Annotated in this window: 21 protein-coding genes and 1 pseudogene; 8 read left to right on the plus strand and 14 right to left on the minus strand. The window is 60.3% G+C overall.

Annotation, left to right across the window (positions count from 1 at the left end; translation table 11 throughout):
- The first annotated feature begins 8 nt into the window (after positions 1-8).
- Complete coding sequence (locus tag QRN60_RS14735; protein ID WP_087746418.1) at positions 9-1,031, plus strand: NAD-dependent epimerase; 1,023 nt, start codon at positions 9-11, stop codon at positions 1,029-1,031.
- Positions 1,032-1,033: 2 nt separating this feature from the next.
- Here the strand turns inward: QRN60_RS14735 and QRN60_RS14740 are convergent, their stop codons facing one another.
- The 3 genes from QRN60_RS14740 to QRN60_RS14750 are packed head-to-tail and all read right to left on the minus strand — an operon-like array spanning position 1,034 to position 4,795.
- Positions 1,034-2,080 carry a glutathione synthase gene (locus tag QRN60_RS14740; protein WP_003508719.1) on the minus strand — a complete coding sequence of 349 codons (1,047 nt, stop codon included), beginning with the start codon at positions 2,078-2,080 and terminating at the stop codon, positions 1,034-1,036.
- Between the two features lie 10 nt (positions 2,081-2,090).
- Positions 2,091-3,968 (minus strand): flavohemoglobin expression-modulating QEGLA motif protein, encoded by a 1,878-nt coding sequence (locus tag QRN60_RS14745; RefSeq protein ID WP_111792995.1) that lies wholly within the window; start codon positions 3,966-3,968, stop codon positions 2,091-2,093.
- Positions 3,965-4,795, minus strand: coding sequence for an N-formylglutamate amidohydrolase (locus tag QRN60_RS14750; protein WP_111793005.1), 831 nt, complete (start codon positions 4,793-4,795; stop codon positions 3,965-3,967). The genes QRN60_RS14745 and QRN60_RS14750 overlap by 4 nt, the downstream gene beginning before the upstream one ends.
- Before the next feature lie 291 nt (positions 4,796-5,086).
- Here QRN60_RS14750 and QRN60_RS14755 point away from each other — a divergent pair, with 291 nt between their 5' ends.
- The 6 genes and pseudogenes from QRN60_RS14755 to QRN60_RS14780 all read left to right on the plus strand — a co-directional run bounded on the left by QRN60_RS14755 (position 5,087) and on the right by QRN60_RS14780 (position 8,965).
- Positions 5,087-5,308, plus strand: a complete 222-nt coding sequence (locus QRN60_RS14755) for a hypothetical protein (RefSeq protein ID WP_020009963.1) — start codon at positions 5,087-5,089, stop codon at positions 5,306-5,308.
- Between the two features lie 18 nt (positions 5,309-5,326).
- Positions 5,327-5,887 (plus strand): type 1 glutamine amidotransferase domain-containing protein, encoded by a 561-nt coding sequence (locus QRN60_RS14760; protein ID WP_020009964.1) that lies wholly within the window; start codon positions 5,327-5,329, stop codon positions 5,885-5,887.
- Between the two features lie 61 nt (positions 5,888-5,948).
- Positions 5,949-6,387, plus strand: a pseudogene (locus QRN60_RS14765) (PPC domain-containing DNA-binding protein).
- Between the two features lie 54 nt (positions 6,388-6,441).
- Positions 6,442-7,302: a TIGR02587 family membrane protein gene (locus tag QRN60_RS14770; RefSeq protein ID WP_060723402.1), complete on the plus strand. Its 861-nt coding sequence runs from the start codon at positions 6,442-6,444 to the stop codon at positions 7,300-7,302.
- A gap of 7 nt (positions 7,303-7,309) precedes the next feature.
- Positions 7,310-7,720 carry a TIGR02588 family protein gene (locus QRN60_RS14775; RefSeq protein WP_060723403.1) on the plus strand — a complete coding sequence of 137 codons (411 nt, stop codon included), beginning with the start codon at positions 7,310-7,312 and terminating at the stop codon, positions 7,718-7,720.
- Positions 7,721-7,738: 18 nt separating this feature from the next.
- Positions 7,739-8,965 carry an NAD(P)/FAD-dependent oxidoreductase gene (locus tag QRN60_RS14780; protein WP_111792993.1) on the plus strand — a complete coding sequence of 409 codons (1,227 nt, stop codon included), beginning with the start codon at positions 7,739-7,741 and terminating at the stop codon, positions 8,963-8,965.
- Between the two features lie 6 nt (positions 8,966-8,971).
- Here QRN60_RS14780 and QRN60_RS14785 read toward each other — a convergent pair whose 3' ends face one another.
- Complete coding sequence (locus tag QRN60_RS14785) at positions 8,972-9,457, minus strand: MgtC/SapB family protein (RefSeq protein WP_112207408.1); 486 nt, start codon at positions 9,455-9,457, stop codon at positions 8,972-8,974.
- Between the two features lie 172 nt (positions 9,458-9,629).
- On the opposite strand from QRN60_RS14785, the gene QRN60_RS14790 reads away from it, so the two are divergent.
- Entirely contained in the window at positions 9,630-10,130 is a 501-nt protein-coding gene (locus QRN60_RS14790; protein ID WP_020009970.1) for a YciE/YciF ferroxidase family protein, read from the plus strand.
- Between the two features lie 69 nt (positions 10,131-10,199).
- On the opposite strand, the gene QRN60_RS14795 is transcribed toward QRN60_RS14790, so the two are convergent.
- From QRN60_RS14795 to QRN60_RS14840, 10 genes are all read right to left on the minus strand, one after another.
- A complete protein-coding gene (locus tag QRN60_RS14795) occupies positions 10,200-12,536 on the minus strand; it encodes a glucose/quinate/shikimate family membrane-bound PQQ-dependent dehydrogenase (protein WP_129565390.1) in 2,337 nt (778 codons plus the stop codon).
- Between the two features lie 103 nt (positions 12,537-12,639).
- The gene (locus QRN60_RS14800) at positions 12,640-12,981 is read right to left on the minus strand and encodes a flagellar basal body-associated FliL family protein (protein WP_111784242.1); all 342 of its coding nucleotides are present in this window, start codon (positions 12,979-12,981) and stop codon (positions 12,640-12,642) included.
- A 494-nt stretch (positions 12,982-13,475) separates the two neighbouring features.
- Positions 13,476-14,519: a helix-turn-helix domain-containing protein gene (locus QRN60_RS14805; protein WP_111792989.1), complete on the minus strand. Its 1,044-nt coding sequence runs from the start codon at positions 14,517-14,519 to the stop codon at positions 13,476-13,478.
- Between the two features lie 118 nt (positions 14,520-14,637).
- Entirely contained in the window at positions 14,638-15,423 is a 786-nt protein-coding gene (locus QRN60_RS14810; RefSeq protein ID WP_111820670.1) for a 3-hydroxybutyrate dehydrogenase, read from the minus strand.
- Between the two features lie 4 nt (positions 15,424-15,427).
- Entirely contained in the window at positions 15,428-17,383 is a 1,956-nt protein-coding gene (locus QRN60_RS14815; RefSeq protein ID WP_111792987.1) for an acetoacetate--CoA ligase, read from the minus strand.
- Positions 17,380-18,264 carry a 3-hydroxyisobutyrate dehydrogenase gene (gene mmsB, locus QRN60_RS14820; protein WP_111792986.1) on the minus strand — a complete coding sequence of 295 codons (885 nt, stop codon included), beginning with the start codon at positions 18,262-18,264 and terminating at the stop codon, positions 17,380-17,382. Before mmsB ends, QRN60_RS14815 begins: the two co-directional genes overlap by 4 nt.
- 13 nt (positions 18,265-18,277) lie before the next feature.
- Positions 18,278-19,873 (minus strand): GMC family oxidoreductase, encoded by a 1,596-nt coding sequence (locus tag QRN60_RS14825; protein ID WP_060727512.1) that lies wholly within the window; start codon positions 19,871-19,873, stop codon positions 18,278-18,280.
- 74 nt (positions 19,874-19,947) lie between these two features.
- The gene (locus QRN60_RS14830; RefSeq protein ID WP_003508689.1) at positions 19,948-20,955 is read right to left on the minus strand and encodes a branched-chain amino acid ABC transporter permease; all 1,008 of its coding nucleotides are present in this window, start codon (positions 20,953-20,955) and stop codon (positions 19,948-19,950) included.
- Position 20,956: 1 nt separating this feature from the next.
- Positions 20,957-21,844, minus strand: a complete 888-nt coding sequence (locus QRN60_RS14835; RefSeq protein WP_026363562.1) for a branched-chain amino acid ABC transporter permease — start codon at positions 21,842-21,844, stop codon at positions 20,957-20,959.
- A 2-nt stretch (positions 21,845-21,846) separates the two neighbouring features.
- Positions 21,847-22,548, minus strand: coding sequence for an ABC transporter ATP-binding protein (locus tag QRN60_RS14840; protein WP_020009981.1), 702 nt, complete (start codon positions 22,546-22,548; stop codon positions 21,847-21,849).
- Between the last annotated feature and the right edge of the window lies 1 nt (position 22,549).

Raw genomic sequence — 22,549 nt, forward strand, 5'->3', positions numbered from 1 at the left:
TAATCATCATGCGTTATCTGGTTACCGGTACGGCTGGCTTCATCGGCTTTTACGTTGCGAAACGGCTGCTGGACGCCGGCCATTTCGTGACCGGCTTCGACGGCATGACGAAATATTACGATGTCAGCCTCAAGGAAAAACGCCACGCCATTCTTTCCCGCTCCAACGGCTTCCGGGCCGAGATCGGCATGCTGGAAGATACGGATGCGCTGAAGCGAGCGGCAGAGGCCGCCGAGCCTGAGATCATCATCCACCTCGCAGCCCAGGCGGGTGTTCGTTACAGCCTTGAAAATCCGCGCGCCTATATCGATTCCAATCTCATCGGCTCGTTCAACATGCTGGAGCTCGCCAGAAGCCTTGATGTCAAGCACCTGATGCTGGCATCGACCTCCTCCATCTACGGCGCCAACGAGAAAATCCCCTTCGCGGAAAGCGACAAGGCCGACGAGCCGATGACGCTTTACGCGGCCACCAAAAAATCGATGGAGCTGATGGCGCACAGCTATGCCCATCTACACAAGCTGCCCACCACCGCCTTCCGTTTCTTCACGGTCTATGGCCCGTGGGGACGGCCGGACATGGCGCCGATCAAATTCGTCGACGCCGTCTCCAACGGCAGAGCGATCGATATTTACGGGCAAGGTAATATGAGCCGCGATTTCACCTATATCGATGACCTCGTGGAAGGCATCGTCCGGCTGAGCACGGTCATCCCTTCCGAGGAAAACCGGGTCACTCAGGAAGGTGTCACCGACACGCTCTCGCACCATGCGCCGTTCCGCATCGTCAATATCGGCGGCGGCCAGCCGGTGGAACTGATGCATTTCGTTGAGACGGTCGAAAAGGCGGTCGGCAGGCCGGCTATCCGCAACATGCTGCCGATGCAGCAGGGCGATGTGCCCCGCACCTTCGCCTCGCCCGATCTTTTGAGAGCCCTGACCGGCTACGTGCCGCAAACCCCGGTCGAGGAGGGCATCAAGGCCCTCGTCGCCTGGTACCGCGAAATGCACCCGGCCGAATTACGGGAATAAGCTCACAGCGTCGCCAGCAGGCGGTTGGAGATGGTGCCGCCGGACGCGCTCTGCATGCTGATCTTGGTTTCCACGGCCTCGATGATCGTGTCGCTGAAATCCATCTCGGTGAGATCGCGGATATTGGAAAGGCCGCCCGGCGAAAACACGTTCACTTCCAGTATCTTGTCACCGACAATGTCGAGCCCGACGAGGAACATGCCGTCCTCCACGAGCTTCGGCCGCACCATCTCGGCAAGCGCCACGATTTCATCCGTCACCTTCACCGCCTCGGCGGTGCCTTTGGCATGGATGTTGGAGCGCAGGTCGCCCTTGGCCGGCACGCGGCGAAGGGCGGCATATTTGCCGTCACGCATCAGCGGCCGGCCATTCATCATGAAGAAGCGGATATCACCATCCTTCGCAGCCGGCAGATAGGCCTGCGCGATCAGATAACCCTCAAGGCTGACCGCCTCGAAAATCTGGTTGAGATTGGCCTCCTTGCTGGAGCCGATCTTGAAGACGTTCTTACCGCCGGAACCCTGCAGCGGCTTGACGATGACGCCCTTGGGGTGGCCATCGGCAAAGGCGCGTATTTCATCGACATTGCGCGAGATGATCGTGGTGGGGCGGACGATTTCAGGAAAGCTCTGGAAATAGAGCTTGTTCTGCGCCAGCGCCAGTCCTTCGGGATCATTCAGCACCACAACGCCGCGCTGTTCGGCAAGCCGCCCGAACAGGATACCCGCATGCACCGCCCACGGTCGCGTTGTCTGGTCGAGCGAGGGGTCGTTGCGCAGCATCAGCGCATCGATTTCCTCCACATCCATGGTGCGCCGCTCCAGCGCCTTGTCCTGAAGGGCGGCATGGAAGCCTTCCGATTTCTTGTATTTTGTCTTCGGCAATACGGTGGCATGGATGGTCAGGCTGTCATCCGCGCGCAGGGTAAAATCCCCTGGTGTCAGATAGACCACCTCATGGCCGCGATTGAGCGCCGCCATGGCAAGCAGGCCGGTCGCGTAGTTCGGCCCCTCGGTTTCGATGGAATTGACGAAAAATGCGATACGCATGAAGCCCCTCCTATAAAGTCGCCAGTTCGGCAATGGATAATCCCGCCCGTATTTTTTCCAGCCGCTCATTGGCCTTGGCGGGCAGCAGAAATGCGGGTCGGACACCCGGCGGACGAAGCAGGCCGCGCAGGGCGAGCTCCTGCATGACAGGAAAATGGGCCGCCGCAATCTTGCCCATCCAGAACGGATCGAGCGCGCCGCCCCTGCGCAGATGGTCCATCACCTCGGCCAACCCGCGCAGATAAATCGCATCCTTGGAGAGACCCCCGCCGCGATAGATGCGCAGCACCATGTTGAAGGCCGCGGCCTCGTCGAAACCGTGTTCGCGGGTCATGATGCGGAAAGTGTCCACGAAAGTCGCACCATCCAGCATGGCGGCGCAGCCGACGACGCGGCCGGCGATCAGCCGCAGGCGCTCGCGCGTCATGCCGCCGGCCAGATGTTCCGCCAGCACCGCCAGCCCTTCCTGCACGCCCTCATAACCGGAAAGGCCGGTGCGGAAGAGCCGCAGCCCCTGAAATGAGCCGTTGAAATAGGTAAGAAGATGCACACCGATCTCATGCGACAGGAGCGCCTCGACACGGCGCTGTTCCATGACAGTATGGCGGGAGATCAAGAGCTTCTCGCCCGTCACCATCAGGCCGGGTGGCAGGTCATCACGGATTTCGACGCGGGCCTTGAATTCCGGCTCCTCGCCCAGATAGGTCTCGACCATTTCGCGCGACTTCCTGGCGACCACGTAACAATCCACCATGGCGATTTCGCCGCTTTCTTGCCTGTGCGGGCAATCCTCAAGCACGCGAAGCGCCAGCGTCAGAAGAGCGGGTTCGACGGCGCCATAGAGGGCGCGTGAAAAATCGGTGAAGGTGCGATGATGCAGGCTCGCCAGCATCGTCAGCTGCAGATCGATCTCCCGCTGTTTCTCCCGGTAGAGATGATAGAGCACCGGGTCTTCAAGATGGTCGAAGACGACGGAATAGAGCTTGCGCTTCTGCTCCTCCACATCCACGCCCAGCGGCCGGTAAAGCAGGCGCGGCGCGTACTGGAAGCTGCCATCGCGAAACTCCTCGAATGCCCGCCGCGCATTGATGGGCGTGACGGAGAGAAGAAAATCGAAGGAGGAGACAATCTCGTCGATCGACCGGTCGGCACGTTTGACCGCATCGACAAAGGCCTTGCGGCCAAGCGCCCGGTGACTGGTGACCTTCAGCGCATCCATGCCGGAGGAAAAAGACGAAAAGGCCTGCAGACCGGCATCGAAGAGATCGGCAATCATCGTCTCGCGCAGACCGGGATAATCCGCACCGGATTCCGGCTGGCGATAGATCGGCGCGAAGCGCACGCTGATGCAGGGAAAATCCAGTCCGGCATTCTGAAACCGGAGGACCGGGTCGGCTTCCGGCTCCGGCCGGGTGATGCGCGGCGTGCGAAAGCGCACTTCGGCATCACAGACCGCCTTGATGAAGACCCGGCGCGCTTTCTGGGTTTCCGGTTCTGACGTCGCCGAGACCGAAACCTCATAATGCGGCAGGAAGGGAGAGTCGTCGGCGAGCAGGATGTCGTGTTCAAGCTCGCCAATATCGAGAACAATAAAGGCGCCGAAACGCTCGCGCATGACCGCGCCGACCGCCTCGATCAGCGGCGCGGCCTCCTGAATGTTCGAAGCGATGAGATAGGAGGCATGGGCGGCGGCGATGTCGCGCGCGGCGAGATCTTTCGTGCCGCCCGTCAGATGCAGGCAGAGGAACGGCAGCGGTCGGTCGATGTGCAAACGGCCGTCTTTTCCGACATCGCGGCGGATGGCCTTGCCGGCTTCCAGGCACAACACCACGTCATCGACCAGATCGGTGATTGGGGATGGCGCGCTGCGGACGGGTGAGAGGTTCATCGCCGCGCCCTCAGACATTCTTCGAGAACCGGCTGGAGCGTTGCGATCGCTTCACGAATATCCGCCACCACGCGCTCATCCGGCTTTCCCGTCCACTCGTCCATGAAGAATTTCTTGAACTCGATTGCAATGGCGCAGCCATTTTCGGCGAAACGCTCGTGGATGAAGCGCGTCTGCTCGCCCTTGCCCTGAAACGCCACATTCTCGCGAACATCGAGACGGCGTCCGCCGATGGTCGCAGACGCGAAATGATGACCGACCGCGCTGACGACATCGCCCCATCGGCTGCGATCCATGGAAAAGGTGCCGATATTGATATCGGGCGCCTCCGCCTGCGCCGTCGCCGGTGCGTCGGCGCCCTGCCGGCGATGATTGTAACTGTGCACATCCAGCACCACGAAAGCACCATGCCGTCGCTCGAGCGTTGAGAGAACGGTTTCAAGCATCGCGTAATAATCGGCGTGGAAATCGAGCGATTGCCGGCTGGCCTGTTCCGGCGGCGTCTGGTTCCAAACCTCCAGCCCCCAGGATTGTTCCGGCTTCAGATAGATCGCCTGATCGGTGGCGCGATTGAGATCGACTTCAAAACGGGAATGGTGAACGACGATCCGGTTCGTCAATCCGGCGACCATCTCGCCGGTAAAGGGATCCTCCTCTCTCAGCCGCTTTTCCGGCGAAAGAGCCATCAGATCGGCTATATCCATGCGGATGAAATGACCGTCATGGATGGCCGTGCCGATAACGGGCGAATTGCCGAAATCGATCGACCAGAAGCCCCTGTTTTCGTTGTTACCCCGGTATTCGCCGTCACTCTGTGTGGCTGCCATGCTGCCTCCCTGCATCGGGGATAAAACAACACGACATGTCCGTTTGTTCCGGTAAAAAATTGCGCACTATTCATTTGTGCCTGGCAATGATGCCGCCCGAAAAAACTGCGGAACCATCCTTTAAAGCTCACGTTGTTCCAGCAGGAGGGCCGCCGTGTCAAACGGACACGATGGTGCCGAAGAACACCGGGATTTTTCCGTTTTCTCCCGGTGGCCAACGAAATGGCAGCCGAGCTTCTTACCCATCCGGCGCCCCTCCGTTCCCGTTTTCCACGCACAAGGAGCTGCGACATGGAAAAGACCGAAACACGCAAACTTGCGGAAGAATATCTGCGGCTCGGCGGCACCCGCAAGGTCATGATCGACGACAACAAGACCTTCGTGCGCCAATGGAAAGCCGAACCGGCGGAAGCCGAGCGATTTTGGCAAACCAACATCGAAAATCTCGATGAGAAGCGCCTCAAGGACGTGGAATTCTTCCTCCCCTCCATGAATTCCGACAAGGACGACTGAACCCAGAAGGAGACAGATATGACTGCCATCAACGCCGCAAAAATCCTCATTCTCGCAACGGACGGATACGAACGTTCCGAGCTGCGGGTGCCGTATGACCAGTTGAAGGCCAAGGGTGCGGACGTGAAGATCGCCTCCATCAAGGAGGGCGAAATCAAGAGCTGGGATAAGAAGAACTGGGGCGACAGCATCACCGTCGATCTCTCGGCCAAGACCGTAAAAACCGAAGATTTTGACGCGCTGGTTCTTCCCGGTGGCCAGATCAACCCGGATATTCTGCGCCATGACGAGGATGCGATGCGGGTGGTTCGCGATTTCGTCAAATCGGGCAAGGTGGTTGCCGCCATCTGCCATGCGCCGTGGCTGCTTGTCGAAGCGGACGCCCTGCGCGGCCGCGACGCCACTTCCTATTGGTCGATCAAGACCGACCTCAAGAATGCCGGCGCCAACTGGAAGGATGAAAAGGTGGTAACGGACAAGGGTATCATCACCTCCCGCAGCCCTGACGATCTCGATGCCTTCGTCGCCAAGATCGTGGAAGAGATTGAGGAAGGCCGTCACGAACGTCGCGCCGCTTAAGACACGAACGACATTCCCGTGCCGCCGGTTTCCGGCGGCACTTTTATTTTGGAGGAAGAATATGAAAAGCAGATTGCTGGCAAGCGGCGCGGAGCGCACCTTCATCCTCGTCATCGATCCCGAGGAAGAAGCCTTCGAGGCCATCAGGCGTTTTGCCAGGGCCGAGAACATCAACGCCGCCTCTGTCACCGCGATCGGCGCCTTCGCCACGGCAACGCTCGCCTTTTTTTGATCTGTCCACGCAGGACAAGGAAATACCGGTCACCGAACAGAGCGAGGTCCTGAGCCTGCTTGGCGACATTACGCTTGACGAGAACGACACGCCCAATCCGCACCTGCATGTGGTTCTGGGTTTTGCCGACGGGTCCACAAAAGGCGGCCATTTTCTGAAGGGCGTGGTTCGTCCCACTCTGGAAGTCGTCATTCGCGAAACGCCCGCAGAATTGCGGCGCAGCTATAACAGGGAATTCGGCATCGCCCTTATTGACCCTGCGAAATAAACCCAACGGAACCGGAAAAACGCCATTGCGTTATCCTCCGCACAAGGGGACGGCATGGCGGTTACGGTCAATCAAAAACATGGGGAAGATGACGAGGTCAGGCAGTTCCTGATCGGCCTTGCGCGCGGCACAGCGGGTGCATTGCTGTTTGCCCTGCCCATGCTGATGACCATGGAAATGTGGTTCCTCGGTCTTTACGTCAACTCATGGCGGCTTCTGCTGCTCTGCATCCTCAACCTGCCGCTGCTTCTTCTTCTTGCCCGCCGCATCGGTTTTGAGAATATCAATTCCTGGAGCCAGGCCCTGCGCGACGCGATAACCGCCTATGGGCTGGGCATCGCTGTCAGCGCGGGCGTGCTCCTGCTGTTCGGCGTTCTGAACGACCAGCTCACCGCCTCCAATATCGTCGCCAAGGTCGCGCTGCAATCCGTTCCCGCCAGCATCGGCGCGCTGCTCGGCCGCAGCCAGCTCGGCCAGCATTCCGACGCAGAGGACGAAGAGGAAGGCGAGTATTCCGGCGAGACAGGTTATCTGCACGAGCTTTTCATGATGGTGGTGGGCGCGCTCTTCCTCAACCTCAATGTCGCCCCGACGGAGGAAATGATCCTGATCGCCTACAAGGTGACGCCCTATCACGTTCTGGCCCTTTGTCTGCTGTCGATCGCCATCATGCATGGCTTTGTCTATGCGCTTCACTTCAAGGGCTCGCATCAGCTGCATGAAGGACAGCAATGGTGGCAATCCTTCATCCGCTTCACCCTGCCCGGCTACGTCATCGCCATCGCCATCAGCATCTATACGCTCTGGACCTTCGAGCGCCTCGACCACACCTCGCTGTCGCAGATCATGAATGCCGCCGTCATTCTCGGTGTTCCAGCCTCGATCGGCGCGGCGTCGGCCCGGCTGATCCTGTGAGGACAAGATGACGATATCGAAAAACGGAAAACAGACGGAAAGCGCCGATCCGCATTGGATCGAATGGGTGACGGGAACCATCTGCACCTTGCTCGTCGCCGCGATGCTCGGCTGGATCGCCTATGACATCTATCGCTATGTACCCGAGGATGCCCGCTTCGACATCGCCGTCACCAGCGTGGAGGGGCAGCCCGGGCAATATCGGGTGAAATTCGACATCCGCAACCTCTCCATGACCACCGCAGCGCAGGTGCAGGTGCGCGGCGACCTGCAGCGGAATGACGCCGCGCCGGAAAACGCCGATGTGACCTTCGATTATGTCGCCTCGGAATCGAAGGACAGCGGCACGCTTTTTTTCCGCAGCGATCCCCGCAGCGGAACGCTCACCCTCACTGTCGCCGGTTATACCGAGCCTTGACCCATTCAGGACATCTTCATGACGACACCGGAACTGACGAAAGAACGCGATCTCAGGGATTCAAAATCGGTCTGGGCCGATAGCCCGCGCATCGGCATCCGCAGCGGGCACACACCCGCCGCCGACCATTACGACACGATCGTCGTCGGCGCCGGCATCAGCGGCGCACTCGTATCCCACGCCCTGCAAAGGCCGGGTCAATCCATGCTCATCATCGACCGGCGCGAACCGGTCATGGGCAGCAGCGTGGCAAGCACCGCGATGATACAGCACGAGATCGACACGCCGCTGACGGAACTCAGAAAGATGATCGGCAGGCCCGCGGCCGACAGGGCATGGCAGCGTTCCGCACGCGCCGTCCTGCGTCTGGAGGAAGTCGTCTCCTCGCTTGGCATCTCCTGCAGCATGAAGCGCAAGCAGGCGCTTTATCTCGCCGGAGACGACATGGGATCGCGCGCGTTGAAAGCCGAAGCGGCCGCGCGCGAAGAAGCTGGCATCGAAGCCCGCTTCCTCTCCGCTGCAGAACTGCGAGAGCAATATGGGCTGGACCGGACCGCCGCCATCCTCAGCGATATCTCGGCCTCCGCCAATCCCGCACAGCTGACGGCCGGCCTTTTGCGCCATACGGCCGGCGCAGGCGCCGAAATCGTCTCCCAGCTTGAGATCACCGATCTTAGAAACCTCGGCAACGAGGTTGTCCTCGCCACCGCCGGCGGCAAGATCCTTTCCGCACGCAATGTCGTTTTCTGCACCGGCTATGAATTCCTGAAAATGCTGGAGAGCCCGAAACACCAGATCATTTCCACCTGGGCTCTGGCGAGCAAAAAGCGGCTCGATCTACCCGGCTGGCTGGAGAACCATATCGTCTGGGAAGCGTCCGATCCCTATCTTTACCTGCGCACCGACCGCGAGGGGAGGATGATCGCCGGAGGCGAGGACGAGGAAAACCCCACCGCCTATCTGTCGGAGCGCAAGCTTTCCGCGAAGGCGAAGACGATCAGCTGCAAGATCGAAAGGCTTCTTGGCGTCGATATGGGAGAGCCGGACTATCGCTGGGCCGCGGCCTTCGGCACCACCACCACCGGCCTGCCCCTGATCGGCGCGGTGCCGGGTATGAAAAACGTCTATGCCGTGATGGGTTTCGGCGGCAATGGCATCACCTTCAGCCAGATCGCCGCCGAAATCGTGGCGGCCGCCGTTAATGGCGGCAAGGACCCGGACGCCGATCTCTTCCGTTTCGGCTGATGCCCGTCAATCCTCCTTGATGCCGGTGGCCACCTGCAAGCGCCGGAGCGTCCAAAGGACAACGATACCGGCGCCGGCGGCGACAAGGGCAAGCGGCCACATGCCGAGACCTGCCGAGAGGCCGATTGCCGCCGAAAGCCATATGCTGGCGCCCGTCGTCAGGCCTTTGACATCCCCTCTCGTATAAACGACCACACCCGCTGCGAGAAAGGCGATGCCCGCCGTCACGGCTTCCACCAGACGGATAGGATCGAGCCGCGCGGCCTCATGACCTTCCGCCATCGTCTCCATCATATGAATGGTGATGATGCAGAAGGTGACGGCAGCAAGGCCGATGAGCATGTTGGTGCGCAAACCGGCCGTGTTCTTGTGAAACTCCCGCTCCAGACCGATCAGGCCGCACAGGATGACCGCGCCAAACACGCGCACCAGCAGTACCTCGAAGGGGATGGAAATATTCATGGAAAATTCTTCTGCAAGGCTCTGGGGCACGTCATGTCTCCTCCCGACATTTATTCCCACTAAGTTCGGAAAGGCTGCGTTGGTTCCGCGCAGCAATATAAACGTTGCGCGCAACCGAGCCGGAACCATGGCAGCGGCAAAGGGTTTGTCTCCCGTGCGCATGGGCGCACATCATGCATTTTCACACATGGGAGAAGGACCAATGGCCGAGAAGAAACTCGACGACCTGTTTTACGACACGCTGAAGGACATCTACTACGCCGAAAGGCAGATCCTGAAGGCCCTGCCGAAAATGGCGCGGGCGGCAACCGACCCGAAGCTTAAACAGGCCTTTGAAAAGCACAAGGAAGAAACCCAGGGCCACGTCGAACGCCTGCAGGAAGTGTTCGAGATCATTGGCAAGCGCGCACAGGGCAAGACCTGCGAAGCCATCCAGGGCATTATCGCCGAGGGCGAGGAGATAATGGAGGACTTCAAAGGCACACCCGCGCTTGATGCCGGTCTCGTTTCATCAGCACAGGCGGTCGAACACTATGAGATCGCCCGCTATGGGACCCTGAAGGCCTGGGCGGAAAAGCTGGGCCACACGAAGGCGGTTTCGCTGCTGGATGCCACGCTCAAGGAAGAGGCAAAGACCGACGATGCGCTGACCGCGCTCGCCGAGACTTCGGTCAACGCCGCCGCCCAGAAAAAGGCCGCGTAATACCCTCAACAACAAAAACCGGAATGGTCACCCATTCCGGTTTTTTATGTGTCTTGAAGACTGCAGAGATTACGGCAGGGTATAGGCGATCACATAATCGCCCGGCTTGGTTCCGACGGAACCGTGACCACCTGCAACCATCACTACATATTGCTTGCCGCCCTCCAGCGCATAGGTCATGGGCGTTGCCTGGCCGCCGGCCGGCAGGCGCGCTTCCCATAGCTGCTTGCCGGTGGTGAGGTCATAGGCGCGCAGATAGTTGTCGACGGCAGCACCGAGGAAGGCCACGCCACCCTTGGTGATCATCGGCCCGCCAATACCAGGCACACCCACCTTGAAGGGCAGTGGCAGCGGCGTCATGTCATAGACCGTGCCGTTCTTGTGCTTGTAGGCGATATCGCCGGTACGCAGGTCGGCACCCGTGACATAACCCCATGGCGGGGCCTGGCACGGGATTTTCAGCGGACCGAGGAACGGGCCCATGAACACGCCATAGGGCGCGCCATCATTGCGGTTCAGGCCCTGTTCGCTACCCTTCTCGTCCTGACCCTTCGGCGGAATGTCGGCGCGCGGCACGAGCTGCGAGGTGAAGGCGAGATAGGTCGGCATGCCGAACATGACCTGGCGTTCGGGGTCGACCGCGACGCTGCCCCAGTTGAAGGTGCCGAAATTGCCGGGATAGATGATCGAGCCGGTCAGTGACGGCGGCGTATAGCGGCCCTTGTAGTTCAGCTGATGGAAGCGGATGCGGCAGGCGAGTTGGTCGAACATGGAGACGCCCCACATGTCCTTTTCCTGCAATGGCTCCGGCTTGAACGACAAGGCCGTCGTCGGCTGCGTCGGTGAGGTGAAGTCCTCAGGGATCGCACCGCCCGGCGCCGGCTCCTCCGTGATCGGCAGAAGCGGCTCGCCGGTGCGCCGGTCGAGAACGTAGATATCGCCCTGCTTGGTCGGGCCGACGAGAGCCGGGATGGTCTGACCGTCCTTGGTGATGTCGAGCAGCACTGGCTGGGCCGGCACGTCCATGTCCCAGAGATCGTGATGAACCGTCTGGCGCACCCAGCGATCCTTGCCGGTGTTGATATCGAGCGCGACGATGGAGGAGGAATATTTCTCCACATTCTCGCTGCGGCCCATACCGAGCTGATCGGGCACCTGATTGCCGAGCGGGATATAAACGAGACCGAGGCCTTCATCATAACTGAAGACCGACCAGCTGTTGGGCGAATTGGTGGTGTAGGTTTCACCCGCCGCAATCGGTTCGGTTTTCGCCGGATTGCCGGAATCCCAGTTCCAGACGAGCGCACCGCTATTCACATCGAAAGCGCGGATGACACCGGACTGTTCCTGCGTGGAATAGTTGTCGTTCACCGCGCCGCCGATGATGATCTTGCCCGCCGCGATGACCGGCGGCGAGGTCGAATAATAATAACCGGCGGGATTGTACTTCATGCCCTGCTCAAGATGCAGCACACCCTGATCGGCAAAAGACGTGCAGACCTGACCGGTGGCCGCGTCAAGCGCGATCAGCCGCGCATCCGAGGTCGGCAGGTAGACGCGTTGGGCGCAGGCCGTGCCTTCAGCAGCATTGGGCTCGGCATAATAGGACACGCCGCGGCAGGTCTGGTGCTGGCGGTCCGGATTAAGACCGACATTCGGGTCGTATTTCCACTTTTCCTTGCCGGTGGCGGCATCGATGGCAATCGCCCAATTATGCGGTGTGCAGATATAAAGCGTATTGCCGATCTTGAGCGGCGTCACCTGATACGTGGTTTCCCCCACATCATCAGGCAGCTTCACATCGCCAGTCTGGTAACGCCAGGCCTCCTTGAGCTGCGAGACATTCTCGACATTGACCTGGGTCAGCGGCGAATAACGCTGTCCATAGGGCGTGCGGCCATATTGATGCCAGTCACCGTCAGGCACATTGCCGCCATAGGCGGGCGTCGCCGAGGCGGTTTCCTGCGGCAGGGAACCTGCCGTGTCGTGTGGATCCTGCGCCATGGAATATCCGGCCACGACGATGGAGGCGAGCACGGATAGCGCAAGCGGCCAGGCGTTCGGCCCATAGCGAAGCCCGGTGGGGCTCGCAAAACCGAGCGGCTTCCGGACCCATGGAACCAGAAGCCACAGCCCGATGAGAATGACGATGCCACCGCGCGGGCCAAGCTGCCACCAGTCTAAGCCAACTTCCCAGATAGCCCAGGCGAGCGTGGCGACAATGAAGACGGCATAGACGTGAAGGGCTGCGCGATTGCGCTTGAACAGCAGAACGGCCGTCAACAGGAAGGCCAGTCCGGAAAGCACGTAATAAAAGCTCCCGCCCAGCATGACGAGCTGAGAGCCGAAACCGAACAGCCCAAGACCGATCAGCGTAAGAACAACTGCAGTGACGGTGACTGCCATGAATGAAACCCCCGATTCCTGTCACTTTGCGTGAAATGAAATCGGGCGCAATCTGGTTCCATGGAAATTATCATCATCGCGAAAAAACTTCACGCTAGGGTGGTCACGGGTTTTGCGGCGCCCCTGTCGAATCCTGTGGCGAGGGGTTTGTCTCTGTCGATGACGGTGGTTGCGCGCGGCCATTCGCGGGATTGTTGTCGAAGCTTCCCGATCCGGACGGCTGCTGCGGCACCGGCGCAGTCTCGGTCTGCGGGTTCTGTGGCAGGTTCTGGTCGGGTTCGAAAACGGAATATTCGACGACAGCCCAGACCACCAATGCAAGAAGCACGCTGACGATCAGAATGACAAGGACGGGACGTCCGCGCGATCCCTGCCGCGCACGCGTTGCCGTTTCGCTTTTCGGAGTATCCCGACTGTCGAGATAGCTGGCATTTTCTCTGGCCATGTCTTTCACTCCCTGTAACCCTGTTGATCTAATCCTTGGGGTCAGGGTTTTGTTCCAGATCGCCGGAGAACGACGTTAACCGCACTCGGCCGGCAAACGCGCCCTGTCACAGTCTTCCGCATCCAGCGCGCTGAAGCTTTGTCCAAGGCCGAGCCAGGAAACCGGCAGGCGTGCTTCGCCGTCGTCCGTTTCCGATGGATCGTCTGAGGAGCTGTCAAAATTCGCCGAAGGCGGGGGCGATGGCGGCCTGTGAAATGTGGCGCCGGAAAAGGAGAGGTGTTGTTTTACCGCATGGCGCCATTGGCGACACAGGTCCAGAAAAGCGAGGATTCTCAGTATCATGATTGTCAGGCAATATATTGATAAAAATAACGCGCCCTGTTTGGCACGTCTGGAAGACATGCGCATCCCCATCGCGCCGCAGCCGCAGCGAATGGTCGGATTGTGCCAACAAACCGTCATAAAGTGTCAGAACGGCGCGCGGCCAATCGTCATCAGCGGCCGAGCTGCACGATCCAGCGTGTCCATTCCGCGCTATCCGGCTTCAGAATATCCGACGTGAGGTCACGGTTTTCCGAAGCGAAATGCCGCATCTGACGCGGCGAAAGGCCGAAAGTCTTCTTGAAGACGCGGCTGAAATTTTCCGGATTGGTGAAACCATAGGACGCGGCAACCTCGGCAATCGTCATATGCGCCGATTGTGGTGCCCGCAGGAAATCCATCGCGCGTTCGAGACGTCGGTGGGTGATGCAGGCCGAAAACCCGCCAAGCGGCTCGAAGAGCCGGTAGACGGTGCGTCGCGACACACCGAATTCGCCCATGACCTTTTCCACCGACAGGGCCGGATCGAGAAGGTGACTGTCGATATAACGGCGGATGGATGCCCTGAGCGCCCGCTGCACGCCCTGCGCATTGTCGTGCCCGACATGATTGTTGATGGCGGCCGCAGCCAGTTCCAGAAGCGGCGAGACCGTGGCTGCGCCCTCGCTGGCGTTCATGACGTCGAAATGGCGATAGATGCTCGTCATCGTTTCGCGCAGCAGCGATACCAGCGGCAAACCGGCCGGCAGCACGCGTTCATGATGATTGCCGGAACCGCCAAGCCTGCCTTCCAGCAGCCGGCGCGGCACGACGAGGCTGAGATGATCATGATCCGACGTGGCAGTGGCCAGCGGCTGCGCCATATCGATGAGATAGAGGTCGCCGGGGCCTGCGGTCTCGCCCGAACCGCGCCGCGACATGCTCTTCCCGCTGGCGTAAAATTGCAGAAGAAAACCGTCCATGCCGTCGCGGGCAAGCTTGTGGCGCGATCGGTCGAAATCCTGCGCCGAGGACTGGGTGCGACCGAGCGCAACATTCCCGATGAAAGCGGCGTCCACGCTGGCGAAAAAACCGTCATCCTGCGAGCGGCGCAGGCGGGCATCAAAAAGCACGTTGATCGAATCCCGCCACAACGCCATGGCGTCGCGTTTCGGCACCTGGCGCGTATCGAAGCGCGAACGCGCCAGCGGCGCTTCAAAAGACCCTGTGTTCATCATGCCGCTTTTCCGTGAACACGGCGCTACCCCCACCGTTCCCGAAAACTATACAGGATTGAAATCGCCTAACAATACCGGAAACCAGCGCGATCGTTCGCTTCAGACGCGTGTGCGAAATTTATTTCGCCGTCCAGCCGCCATCGATCGAAATGGTGGTGCCGGTGATGGAGCGCGCCATATCGCCCGCGAGATAAAGCGCCATTTCCGCCACTTCTTCCGGTTGCACGAACCGTCTGGTCGGCTGCGGCGCAAGCATCACCTTCTTCACCACGTCCTCTTCGCTCATGCCGTGCACGCGCGCCTGATCGGCGACCTGGGCGGCGACAAGCGGGGTCCAGACATAACCGGGGCAGATGGCGTTACAGGTAATGCCGAGTTCGGCGACTTCCAGCGCCACGCTTTTCGTCAGACCCACCACCGCATGTTTGGTCGCCACATAAGGCCCCTTGAAGGGCGACGCGCGCAGGCCATGGGCGGAGGCGATGTTGACGATGCGGCCCCAGCCCCTTTCCTTCATGCCCGGCAGGGCCGCGTGGATGGTGTGAAAGGCGCTGTCGAGCGAGATGGCGACGATGCGGGAGAAATCGGCGAAATCGAACTCGTCGATCGGCGCAACCTTCTGGATGCCCGCATTGTTGACGAGGACGTCGATATGACCAAATTCGGCGATGACGGTTTCCGGCAGATGCGCGCTTTCATCATAATTGGCGAGATTGGCGGAAAAATAGACCGGCCTGTGCCGCGCCGCCTGTGCCACCATCTCCAGGGCCTGCGTCGCCTCCTCCGTCGTCTCTATGCCATGCACCGCGACCAGATATCCCGCTTCGGCGAAACGTTTGGCGATGGCGAGCCCGATGCCGCTGGTGGAACCCGTGACGAGCACGGTTTTCGGTTGATCCTCCATCGGCCTAGTCCTTCAGCTGCGGCAGGTTGCGGAAAAGTTCGAGCGCTTCAGGATTGGCAAGCGCATCGGCATTCTTCACCGGCCGGCCATGGATGGTATCGCGAACCGCGATTTCGGAAATCTTGCCCGAACGGGTGCGGGGAATGGCGCTGACGGCAATGATTTTTGCCGGGACATGCCGCGGCGTGGCGCCCGAACGGATGCGGCTGCGGATGGTTTTTTCCAGCTCTTCCGTCAGGGTCGCGCCGCCCTTCATGCGCAGGAAGAGGATGACCCTCTGGTCACCGTCGATATCCTGCCCGACGGCAATCGCCTCCTCCACTTCAGGCACGGTTTCCACTTGCCGGTAGATTTCCGCAGTCCCGATGCGGACCCCGCCGGGATTGAGGGTCGTGTCTGAACGCCCATGGATGACATATCCGCCCGAAGGGCGCATTTCGGCAAAATCGCCATGCGCCCAGATGCCGGGAAAGCGGTCGAAATAGGCGGCCTGATACCGCGAACCGTCCTCGTCGCCCCAGAACTTCACCGGCATGGACAGATGCGCATTGCGGCAGACGAGTTCACCGGCAACGCCGCGAACGGAATGGCCCTCATCATCCAGCGTGTCAATATCCATGCCGAGCATCGCACCCTGCAATTCGCCGCGATGCACGGGCTGCAGCGGATTGCCGCCGAGGAAACACGCGCAGATATCAGTACCGCCGGAAATGGAGGCGAGATGCACGTCAGCCTTCCAGTCGCGATAGATATAATCGAAGGATTGTGGGATGAGCGGCGAGCCGGTGGAAAGGATCGTTCTGAGCGACGAAAGGTCATGGCTTTCACTCGGCTTCAACCCGGCCTTCAGGCAGGCATCGATAAACTTCGCCGATGTGCCGAAAGTGGCGATCCGTTCGGCATCGATGAGATCGATCAGCCGCGCGGATGTTGGATAACCGGGATTGCCGTCATAGGTGACAAGCGTTGCACCGAGCGCCAGACCGGAGACCTGCCAGTTCCACATCATCCAGCCGCAGGTGGTGAAATAGAAGAAACGCTCGCCTTCCTGAATATCGCATTGCAGTTTCAGCTCCTTCATATGCTGAAGAAGCAGGCCGCCGCCGGAATGGGTGATGCATTTCGGCTTGCCTGTTGTACCCGAGGAATAAAGGATCGCCAGCGGCGCCTTGACGGGCAGACGATTGAAGGCAATCTCGCCCGCCGCATAAGGCGCGACGAAATCCTTGAGCGTCACACAGCCGAGATCGGCGAGGCTTTCGGGAACGGCATCGCCGATCAGCACGATCTTTTCAGGAGCCGCACTTTCCGCCACCGCACGGATGGTCGGGCCGACATCGATGCGTTTGCCGGCATAACCATATTCCGACACGGCGATGAGAATTTTCGGGTCGATCTGCGACAGGCGGTCGGAAGCGCCGGCCGGGCCGAAATCCGGCGAGCAGGATGACCAGATGGCTCCAATGGCGCTGACAGCCAGATAGCTGACGATCGCCTCGATATCATGGGTGACGATGGCGCCGACGCGGTCGCCTTCCTTCACGCCCGCATCAACGAGCGCCTGCACCATCAGGGACACTTCGTCGTAAAGCTGTCTGCGGCTGATCTCGCGGCGCGTGCCATCGTCGCGATGGGCGATGATGGCCAGCCGATCGTCGGCATCGCGCAGCAGATTTTCGGCGTAACTGAGCCTTGCGCCCGGATAGAACTCAGCGTCTCGTATAGTCTTGCCGGGTTTGAATGCCGTTTCGCTGCGGGTTCCGATAATGCCGAGCTCGTCCCAAAGCGCATCGTAAAATTCGTTCGGCGCGTCGATCGACCAACGCAGCAGGCCGGCGTAGTCATCAGCCGCCTGCTTGTGCAGCTCTGCAGTTCTGGCCGCGAATGAAAACAGAGCCGAGTGCTTCACCCTCTTTTCGGGCGGTGCCCATAAGATGTCGGATGGCGCGGCGTCCGTCATGCTTTGCCCCCGCGCAGCATTTCGACGATGGCGGAGAAATCACGCCCGCCGCTCCCGTCATCAACGAAATTCTCATAAAGCGCCGCCGCAGCTGCGCCGAGCGGGGTGGAGGCCCCGGCACCGTTCGCAGCCTCCTGCGAAAGCTTCAGATCCTTGAGCATCAAGGCCGCCGCAAATCCGGGCTGGTAATCCTTGTTGGCTGGTGATGTCGGCACCGGTCCCGGCACCGGGCAATAGGTGGTGAGCGACCAGCATTGCCCCGAAGAGGTGGAGGCGACATCGAACAGCGCCTGATGCGAAAGGCCGAGTTTTTCGCCCAGCACGAAGGCTTCGGAAACGGCGATCATGGAAATGCCGAGGATCATGTTGTTGCAGATCTTGGCAGCCTGGCCGTTGCCGCCCTTGCCGCAATGCACGATCTTCTTGCCCATCGCCTCCAGCACCGGCTTCGCCGCAGAGAAGGCCTCCGCTTCGCCGCCGCACATGAAGGTCAGGGTGCCGGCAGCAGCGCCACCCGTGCCCCCGGAGACCGGCGCGTCAACAGAGGGGCAACCGGCGGAAGCGGCCAGTTCATGCGCCTTCAGCGCGCTTTCCATATCCACCGTCGAGCAATCGATGAGCAGCGTGCCGGCAGAGATCTTTTTAACCAGATCGCCATAGGCGGAAACGACATGTTCGCCCTTCGGCAGCATGGTGATGATCACCTCAGCCGCTTCGATGGCCTCGGCGGAATCCGCGGCAACGGGAATGCCCGCCTCTTTCGCCGCCGCGCGGCAGGCGTCGGCAAGATCGTAACCCCTGACGGCATAACCCGCCTTGACGAGATTGGCGGCCATCGGCAGGCCCATATGTCCCAGCCCGAGAAAAGCGACGGTCTTCATCGGTGCGCTCCTTTCAACGATTATCCGCAAGGATCATGTCGGCGGCCTTTTCGGCAATCATGATCGTCGGCGAATTGGTATTTCCGGATGTGATGCGCGGCATGACGGAGGCGTCGGCAACGCGCAGCCCGGCAAGCCGCCGGAACTTCAGCCGTGCATCGACAACGCTTTCCATATCCGACCCCATGCGCAGCGTGCCGACGGGGTGGAAGATGGTGGTGCCGATATCGCCCGCCGCTTTGGCGAGATCATTGTCATTTTCAAAGGAGGGGCCGGGCCGGTATTCCTCCGGCTTGAAGCGTGCGAAGGCCGGCTGGGCGACGATGCGGCGCGTCAGCCGCATGGCGTCGATCGCCACCTGCCGGTCGCCTTCGGTGGAAAGATAGTTCGGGCGGATTTCCGGCTGCATGGCGAAATCCGGTCCTTTCACATGCACTGAGCCGCGGCTTTCCGGCCGCAGATTGCAGACACTTGCGGTAATGGCGGGAAAAGTGTGAACCGGATCACCAAACTTGTCGAGCGAAACCGGCTGGACATGATATTCCAGATCGGCGGTTTCCTTTTCCGGCGAGGAGCGGGTGAAGACGCCGAGCTGGCTCGGCGCCATCGACATCGGCCCGGAGCGGGTGAGCGCATATTCGAGACCGATCCTCGCCTTGCCGAACAGGGTGGAGGCCCTTTCATTCAACGTCAGGACGCCGGAGACCTTGTAGACCATGCGCAGCTGCAGATGGTCCTGCAGGTTCTCGCCCACACCCTGGACCTCCGCCACCGTATCGATACCGGCAGCCTGCAACACATCGCCACGACCGACACCGGAAAGCTCCAGAATATGCGGCGAGCCGATCGCACCGGCGGACAGCACCGTCTCGCGCCGGGCGCGCATCTTTTTCAAGACGCCGTCATGGTGGAACTCCACGCCCGTCACCCGGCCTTCTTCGATGATGAGACGCTTGACATGCGCCTTGGTCAGAACCGTCAGGTTCTTGCGGCCAAGCGCCGGCTTCAGGAAGGCTTTTGCCGTGTTCCAGCGCCAGCCGGCCCGCTGGTTCACATCGAAATAACCGGCGCCTTCATTGTCGCCCCGGTTGAAATCATCGGTCGCGGGAATGCCGGCTTCTCCTGCCGCCCTCTGGAAGGCGTCAAGCACATCCCAGCGCACGCGCGCCTTCTCCACGCGCCATTCACCGCCGGCAGAGTGCAAGTCGCTTTTGCCGCGATAAAAATCTTCCGATTTCAGGAAATAGGGCAGGATGTCGTTCCACCCCCAGCCCTCGCAACCAAGCTGCCGCCAGAGATCATAGTCCCGCGCCTGCCCGCGCATATAGATCATGCCGTTGATGGAGGAGCAGCCGCCCAGCACCTTGCCGCGCGGATAGATCAGCGAACGGCCGTTAAGCCCCGGCTCTTCCGCCGTCTTGAAACACCAGTCGGTGCGCGGATTGTTGATGCAATAGAGATAACCGACCGGAATATGGATCCAGTGGTAGTTGTCGTTGCCGCCAGCCTCCAGCAGCAGCACGCGGTTGTTCGGATCTTTCGAAAGGCGGTTGGCGAGGACACATCCGGCACTCCCCGCTCCGATGACGATATAGTCATATTCGCCCATGCTTTTCTCCATGCGCCGCCCTTGCCGCACCGTCCCGGACGCGGGGGAAGCCTTTCAAGTGTTTTCAAAAATCTCTAGCCGCGGTGCTGGAAGCCGAGTTTTCTCCCGAGCCACGACGCATAAAATTCGCCGATCAGACCACGCCGGAACACCAGAACGCAGGCCATGAAGACAAGCCCGGTGATGATGGTGACCGGGAAATCCGATGTCGCGAGATAGTTCTGCAGGGTGACAACGAGACCCGCGCCGAAGATAGGGCCGATCATGGTGCCGATGCCGCCGAGCAGCGTCATCAGGATCACCTCGCCCGACATCTGCCAGGTGACGTCGGTCAGCGTCGCGAACTGGAAGACCAGCGCCTTCAGACCGCCCGCAAGACCGGCCAGCGCCGCCGACATGACGAAAGCACCCAGCTTGTAACGCTGCACGCTGTAACCCAGCGAAATGGCGCGCTGCTCGTTTTCACGGATCGACTTCAGGATCATGCCGAAGGGCGAGTTGACGAAACGCCAGATGACCAGAAGTGCCAGGACAAAGGCGGCCAGCACCGTGTAATAAATATTGAGCGGCGCATTGAGATCGAGAAGGCCGAAAAGATGGCCGCGCGGCACGCCCTGCAAGCCGTCCTCGCCATGGGTAAACGGCGCCTGAAGGCAGAAGAAATAAAACATCTGCGATAGCGCGAGCGTAATCATGGCGAAATAGATGCCCTGACGGCGAATGGCGAAAAAGCCGATGACGAGGCCGAGAAGGGCCGCGCCCGCCATGCCGATGACAAGGCCGATCTCCGGCGTAACGCCCCATTCCTTCACCGAATAGGCGGTGAAATAGGCGGCGCCGCCGAAAAACGCCGCATGGCCGAAGGACAACAGCCCCGTATAACCGATCAGCAGGTTGAAGGCGCAGGCGAACAGCGCAAAGCACAGAAGCTTCATCAGAAAGATCGGGTAAACGAACATCGGCGCGGCGATCAACACGGCAAGACCCGCCAGTATGAGAACGGTCTTGATGGTTCCGGCGGTCGCGGAAACTTCCGTCTGCGGCAGCGTGCCGGCAGTGGGGCTATGGGTGGCTTTGGACATATCAGGCGTCCTTTCCGAAAAGTCCGGCGGGGCGGATGAGCAGCACAAAGGCCATGATGACGAAGATGACGATATTGGAGGCTTCCGGGTAGAACACCTTGGTGAGGCCCTCTGCGACGCCCAGCATGTAACCGGTGACGATGGCGCCCATGATCGACCCCATGCCGCCGACCACGACAACCGCGAAGACGACGATGATGAGGTTGGTGCCCATCAGCGGCGAGACCTGATAGATGGGCGCGGCGAGAACCCCGGTGAACCCGGCAAGGCCCGCACCCAGCGCGTAGGTCAGCGTCAGGAGAACGGGCACATTGATGCCGAAAGCCTGCACCAATGTCGGGTTTTCGGTGGCAGCGCGCAGATAGGAGCCAAGACGCGTCTTTTCGATCAAAGCCCAGGTGGCAATGCAGACGATGAGTGAAATCACGACGACGAAAGCGCGGTAATTCGGCAGGAACATGAAGCCGAGATTGGTGCCGCCGGCAAGCTCGCGGGGAACCGAATAGGGCTGGCCCGCCGCGCCATAAAGCCAGCGGAACGTGCCTTCCACCACCAGCGCCAGGCCGAAGGTGAAAAGCAGCCCGTAAAGCGGATCGAGATCATAAAGCCGCGACAGCAGGAAGCGTTCGATGATCGCGCCGAAAAGTGCGACGACAAGCGGCGTGACGATGAGCGCCACCCAGAAAGTGATGCCGAAATACTGAAGGCCGAGAAAGGCCACGAAAGCGCCGAGCATATATTGCGCGCCATGGGCAAAATTGATGACGCGCAGCAGGCCGAAAATGACGGCAAGGCCGAGCGACAGCAGCGCATAAAAGGACCCATTGATGAGGCCCACCAGCAATTGCCCGAGCAGTGCCTGAATTGGAACGCCGAAGATCATTGTCATGGTTAAACCCCCAGCACCTTGTTGAGCTCGCCCATGCGGCCGGAAAGCTCGCCGACCGGAAAATTGCTGACCATCTGGCCGTGATCCATCAGGTAGAAACGGTCAGCGATGCGGCTCGCAAAACGGAAATTCTGTTCGACCAGAACCACGGTCATGCCGCGGCTCTTCAGTTTCTGCAGCACCTCGCCGATGCGCTGCACGATGACGGGGGCAAGTCCCTCGGTCGGTTCGTCAAGAAGCAGCACCTTTACACCGGTGCGCAGGATGCGCGCCATGGCCAGCATCTGCTGCTCGCCGCCGGAAAGCTTGGTGCCGGGGCTGGTGCGGCGTTCGTAAAGATTGGGAAACAGCTCGTAGATTTCATCGAGCGTCATGCCACCGGATGCGACGACGGGCGGTAGCTTCAGATTTTCCTCGACGCTCAGCGTCGCGAAGATGCCGCGCTCTTCCGGCACAAAACCAAGACCGTATTTCGCCGTGCGATGCAGCGGCACCGGCATCAGATCCTTGCCGCCGAGCTTGATGACGCCCTTGCGGTTGCGGATGATGCCCATGATGGTGCGCAGCGTCGTGGTCTTGCCCACGCCGTTGCGTCCGAGAATGGTGATGGTTTCGCCTTCGCCGACGGTCAGGTCGACGCCGTGCAGGGCCTGGCTTTCGCCGTACCAGGATTTCAGGTTGGAGACTTCGAGCATTGCCGCCATA

This window comes from Agrobacterium sp. CFBP2214 (genome assembly GCF_030209895.1).
Taxonomy (GTDB): domain Bacteria; phylum Pseudomonadota; class Alphaproteobacteria; order Rhizobiales; family Rhizobiaceae; genus Agrobacterium; species Agrobacterium radiobacter.